The organism is Bacteroides sp. (assembly GCF_029057325.1).
Taxonomy (GTDB): Bacteria; Bacteroidota; Bacteroidia; order Bacteroidales; family Bacteroidaceae; genus Bacteroides.
Map to the genome: position 1 here is coordinate 1 of NZ_JAICZW010000130.1, position 4,873 is coordinate 4,873.

The 4,873-nt window shown below is 44.4% G+C and carries 3 protein-coding genes and 2 pseudogenes; 2 read left to right on the top strand and 3 right to left on the bottom strand.

What is annotated here, in order from left to right; translation table 11 throughout:
* Positions 1-219: 219 nt before the first annotated feature.
* Positions 220-357 (top strand): annotated as a pseudogene (locus tag K2G43_RS07645) ((4Fe-4S)-binding protein); the annotation flags it as partial.
* Positions 358-406: 49 nt separating this feature from the next.
* Here the strand turns inward: K2G43_RS07645 and K2G43_RS07650 are convergent.
* Positions 407-1,240, bottom strand: a complete 834-nt coding sequence (locus tag K2G43_RS07650) for a helix-turn-helix transcriptional regulator (protein ID WP_300153911.1) — start codon at positions 1,238-1,240, stop codon at positions 407-409.
* A 225-nt stretch (positions 1,241-1,465) separates the two neighbouring features.
* Here K2G43_RS07650 and K2G43_RS07655 point away from each other — a divergent pair.
* A pseudogene (locus K2G43_RS07655) lies at positions 1,466-2,472 on the top strand (aldo/keto reductase).
* Positions 2,473-3,640: 1,168 nt separating this feature from the next.
* Here the strand turns inward: K2G43_RS07655 and K2G43_RS07660 are convergent.
* Both K2G43_RS07660 and K2G43_RS07665 read right to left on the bottom strand, forming a co-directional pair.
* A complete protein-coding gene (locus K2G43_RS07660) occupies positions 3,641-4,429 on the bottom strand; it encodes an ADP-ribosylglycohydrolase family protein (RefSeq protein WP_300153913.1) in 789 nt (262 codons plus the stop codon).
* Positions 4,430-4,454: 25 nt separating this feature from the next.
* Complete coding sequence (locus K2G43_RS07665) at positions 4,455-4,628, bottom strand: hypothetical protein (protein WP_300153915.1); 174 nt, start codon at positions 4,626-4,628, stop codon at positions 4,455-4,457.
* Between the last annotated feature and the right edge of the window lie 245 nt (positions 4,629-4,873).

Below are 4,873 nucleotides of genomic sequence, written 5' to 3' on the forward strand. Positions count from 1 at the left end.
ATCGCCGATACGGAAAATGGTGGCATAGACAAACTGACGAACTATATCGGATATGAAAAGAGGATGTGCCGGTTTTGGCACACCCTCTTTTTTATATGTTTCCCGAAAAAGGTTCCTAAAACCGTGTTTTGTGTATGACGGTTTATGCGCCAAACCTCTACTTTTACAGCCGATTCAAAAAAAAGAAATTCTATAGCGTATATATAAAGAGATAGAAATTTCACGGGTACGGACAACTGCCTGCATGTGGCGCGGCAGTTGGCAAAGGATGATACGGAATTGCTGAGCATTCCGCAACTGATGAAACAAAAGAAGTTTGAGATTGAAGCGGACGAGATAGGACTTGTCTATCCCATCATACAAGGCTGAATCCCGAAACAGGGCACAAAAGATATTTCTTGCCATTCTATTCCCTATACTCCGTCGGATTCACCCCCAAATTGCGCTGCACATAACGGCTGAAATAGGCGGGCGATGAGCAACCGAACATATCGGAGATGCGGACGAAAGTCAGCGACTTGTCTTTCAGGAGACGGGCAATGTCGAGAGCGGTGTAGCAGTTTATCCAATAGTTGGCCGCATAGCCGCTCACCTTCTTCGACACTTCGGAAAGATATTTGGGCGTGACGCAGAGGCGGTCGGCATAGTACGATACTTCGCGGTGTTGGCGATACGTGCCGTCCTCCAACATGGAGAGGAAACGGTTCATGATGGCGGCGCTTTGAGTGGAAATGTCCGTCTCGTCGTAAAGATGCGAATGGAAATCGAAGAAATCAAGGATGAGCATCTGCACGGCGGCAATGAGCATATCGCGGCGAAAGTGGTGTCCGGTGTCACTGAGACGTTGCTCCACCATGCGGAAGTCGCTGCGGCACACCTCCTGCAGCTCCGCCGTGAGGCGCATCACGGGGTTGAGGAAGAGAGCAAGCTGCCCTTTTGTACCGTAGTTACTCTGAGGCATACAGAGACTTATGAAATCTGAAGCGATATAGATGATTTTCACTTTGAAGTCGGCCGAAGGGTGCATCCATTCTATCAGCTTACCCTTGCGCACAATCATGAGGTCACCCTCACGCAATTCAAACTCCTGCCCGTTGAACGCAAACCGGCAGGAACCGCCCGTACAAAGCACATGAACCAGATACTCACTGCAACAAGCGTCATCGCAGAAGAGACTGTAGTTATTACCCCGTAAATGCCGCAACGAGTCGGCCACAACAATATTTTTCTCTCCTTCCATCGTCCATCTTCATTTTATACCAATTGCAAAAATACACGTTTCCAATCATATAGAGGAGATAAAAATCACGGATTGACTTACCTTTTTTACTGTTTCCGGTCGAACAGGCACAGCGAAAACCTGCAAAAACCGAAATAAATGTATTTTCATCTGCAATCCATGTAATGCTGCTCATGGGTAATATACCTACTTTTGCATCACAATAATTTTGCAAAAGGAATAGACATGAATCACAGAACATTAGGACATAACAGACTGCGCGTATCCGCCGTCGGACTGGGGTGCATGGGTATGAGCCACGCCTACGGTGCGCCTGCCGACAAACGCGAAATGAAAAGTCTGTTGGCAGATGCCGTAGATATGGGTTACACATTCTTCGATACCGCCGAAGCGTATGGAACCCCGCACAATCCGCATGACAACGAGGAACTGCTTGGCGAAGCCTTGAAGCCGCTGCGCGACCACGTGGTGATTGCCACCAAGTTCGGCATTTCCTTCGACAGACCGGACGAGCCGGGCACGCATACTGTCATCCCCTGCTCGCACCCTGACGTGATACGTCGTTCGGTGGAAGGCTCGCTGCGCCGCTTGCAGACCGACCGAATCGATCTTTATTACCAGCACCGCATAGATCCGGATGTGCAACCGGAAGAGGTAGCGGAGGTCATGGCCGGCCTGATACGCGAAGGGAAAATCCTGCATTGGGGCATCTCGGAAACAACGGAGGAGTACTTGCGCCGCGCCCATTCCGTCTGCCCTGTGACCGCCATCCAGAACCGTTACTCCATGATGGCACGCCACCACGAACGGCTTTTCCCTGTACTTGAAGAATTAGGCGTGGGACTCGTCGCCTTCTCACCCCTTGCCAACGGTGTGCTGACCACCCATTACACCGCAAACAGCCGTTTTGATGCCGCTACCGATTACCGTGCCTCCATGCCGCAGTTCCGCAAAGAGAGTTTCGAGCAGAACCGTAGTCTGTTCGCTTTACTTGACCGTCTTTCCGAAGAGCATCATGCCACGCCTTCGCAGATTGCCCTTGCCTGGATGCTCTGCAAGCGCCCATAGATAGTGCCCATTCCCGGCACACGACACCTCTGCCGCCTGAAAGAGAATATCGGAGCTGCCGACATGCCTTGACATCGGAGGAAGTGCGGAAGATTGACGAAGAACTTGACAATATGAAGATGAGCGAGGTGTTTGGCGGGTCGCCCGTGAAAAAAGCCGAATAAAAGCAAGTCCATCTAGTGGCAGCATGCCATGCACGACAGGATTTCACACCTACGGGAAATATCATTTTGTCACTTCTGACACTTTGTATTTTGTAATCGCTGAGAATCGCTTATTTCCATGCTAAGTAAGAGTGAACGCAAAAGAATGAAACAATTTTTCATAGAGAATTGATTCATTAATAAATACAAAAATACGTACAAATGAAATAGAGAAAAAATTGTCCGATAAGAGCAAGAATCACATCGTTTTTGCCTTTTCCAAGACCATTTTGGCCCTTACTTTCCTCTTTTTCGAAGTACGATCGAAGTATTTCCGAAAAATTACTTAAATGTTTCTTCAGTGCCGTCGAAGTATTTCCGAAGAAACACTTCGATCGTACTTTTTGAAGGCTTTGTCGCGTCATCCTATTTGATGCGATTTGAAAAATCGGAAAGAAGGCGGATTACACCGTATCCATAACCACCACTTTCTTATACATACACAAAATCGGGATTCAGCACAATACAAGTAGAATAGTCTTCAATGGCCCCATCCACATCATTCGAATTGTCTTTCATAAATCCGCGCCTGTAATATCCGCTATAATTTTCCGGATTGTATTCTATATACTTTCCATACGTTTGATATCCGAGCAAAAACCCAATCATTCACATCCGGTTTTGCTACTATTTTATAGTAATCTATAGCCTGCACATATTTGGACACACTCTCATAAACTATTGCAATATGCGCAGGCCACATCACATCATTCTTGTTTATCTGATACCGATTAAGATACAAATGACACAAACGACAATAAATCCCATTTCATTCTATTTTAAAAGTTACACTTACGTTCTCTATGCTTTAATAGACGTTTTAGAGAAAAGGTAAACACAGAGAGGAGATTTTTTTAATTGTCTGACCCGTATTCTGAGTATGTTTACATACTTGGCAAAGTATCTTAAGATACTTTAGTGAATATCTTTACAGGTTGTCCTCCTTTTGTCTTTTCCTAACTTCACTAGATATTTAATGTTGAATTTTGCATCATTACTTCCTAAAATAACTTTAAGAGTAGCATTTCCAATTTTCTTCTCCAATCCCGATTTTGTAGTAGGAATTACAATAGCGTTCTCCAATGGGAAACGTCCGTTTCGTTAATTTTAAAGGAACGTGTATATATTTTCATTTTCTTCCATATTTATTCTCAAACTCAGTAATTATATCAAGAAACTCCGCCGGAAGATAGTTCATTGCTTGCTTTCTCAACTCGTCAGGTACACCAAAATAAGCTTCCGCAATACTGCCTGTAATACATCCAATGGTATCACTGTCACCTCCTATAGATATTGCGTTTCGTACAGAATCCTCAAAGTTCTCACCATCGAGGAATGCGACTATGGCTTGCGGAACACTATCTTGGCATGTCCCTTCCCAAGTATAAGTCGGTCTGATTTCATCACAGGTGAATTGGAGGTTGTATCTAAAGCGTTCCTCTATCTCAGAACGAATCCCCTCTTTAGTATATCCTTGCCTCGCCATCATAATGGCTAATGCTGTTGCCTGTGCACCTTTTATTCCTTCCGGATGATTATGTGTACATTCAGCACTTCTTTTTGCCATAGCAAGAACCTCTTCCTTTGTATTGAAAGCCCATCCCACCGGGCCAACGCGCATGGCTGAACCATTTCCGCAGCTATTATACGGTCGAAAATCTTGCAACCGGATTGTGCGAACAAGCCAATTTTGAAATTCATTTCCATATCCACCCATTGGCCAAGGATGTTTCTCTCCATACATACTATAATAACGTGCGACCTCACCTCCATGTAGAAGCCAGTCAGCCGTTGCAAGAGTCAAAATGCTGTCATCTGTATAACTTTTATCTGGGTCAAAAAACTCAAAATTCTTTAACTTTATAGGAGCGAATTCATACCCACTACCTACTATGTCTCCAATAATACTACCAATCATAATTATTTATATTAAGTTCATTATTTTATCTATTGTTCTCGTCATCCTTTTTGCCCAAACCTTCATACTCAGACTTATCCATTGCCGACTTGTCAAAGTTACGATTGTTCAGCAACCGTCTTCGCCCGGAGGTACGGCCGAAGCAATGTTTCTTGCCGACCTCAAACTGAAAGCAAAGATTAGAACTCTCGTTCGCCATAACTGTTGTTAAAGGTTACGGTACAAAAGTATATCAGGCTATGAAAAGGCAACATTATTCTCTTTCTGATTAGTATCATCGTACAAGCCCAATCGGCAATTTATAACCAGAAAAACATCCAGTAGTACCCAACTTTGTACCCCAAGAACGCATGATATTTTTTAGAGATGTTTCGGTTTCACATTTCAACCACATATATATTTCATAATCATCAGAACGACTATCAGAAGTAATCTTTCCTGTAG

Excerpts from the sequence above, each read along its gene's own strand:
- K2G43_RS07650 (WP_300153911.1), bottom strand. The coding sequence starts at position 1,240 with ATGGAAGGAGAGAAAAATATTGTTGTGGCCGACTCGTTGCGGCATTTA.
- K2G43_RS07660 (WP_300153913.1), bottom strand. The coding sequence starts at position 4,429 with ATGATTGGTAGTATTATTGGAGACATAGTAGGTAGTGGGTATGAATTC.
- K2G43_RS07665 (WP_300153915.1), bottom strand. The coding sequence starts at position 4,628 with ATGGCGAACGAGAGTTCTAATCTTTGCTTTCAGTTTGAGGTCGGCAAG.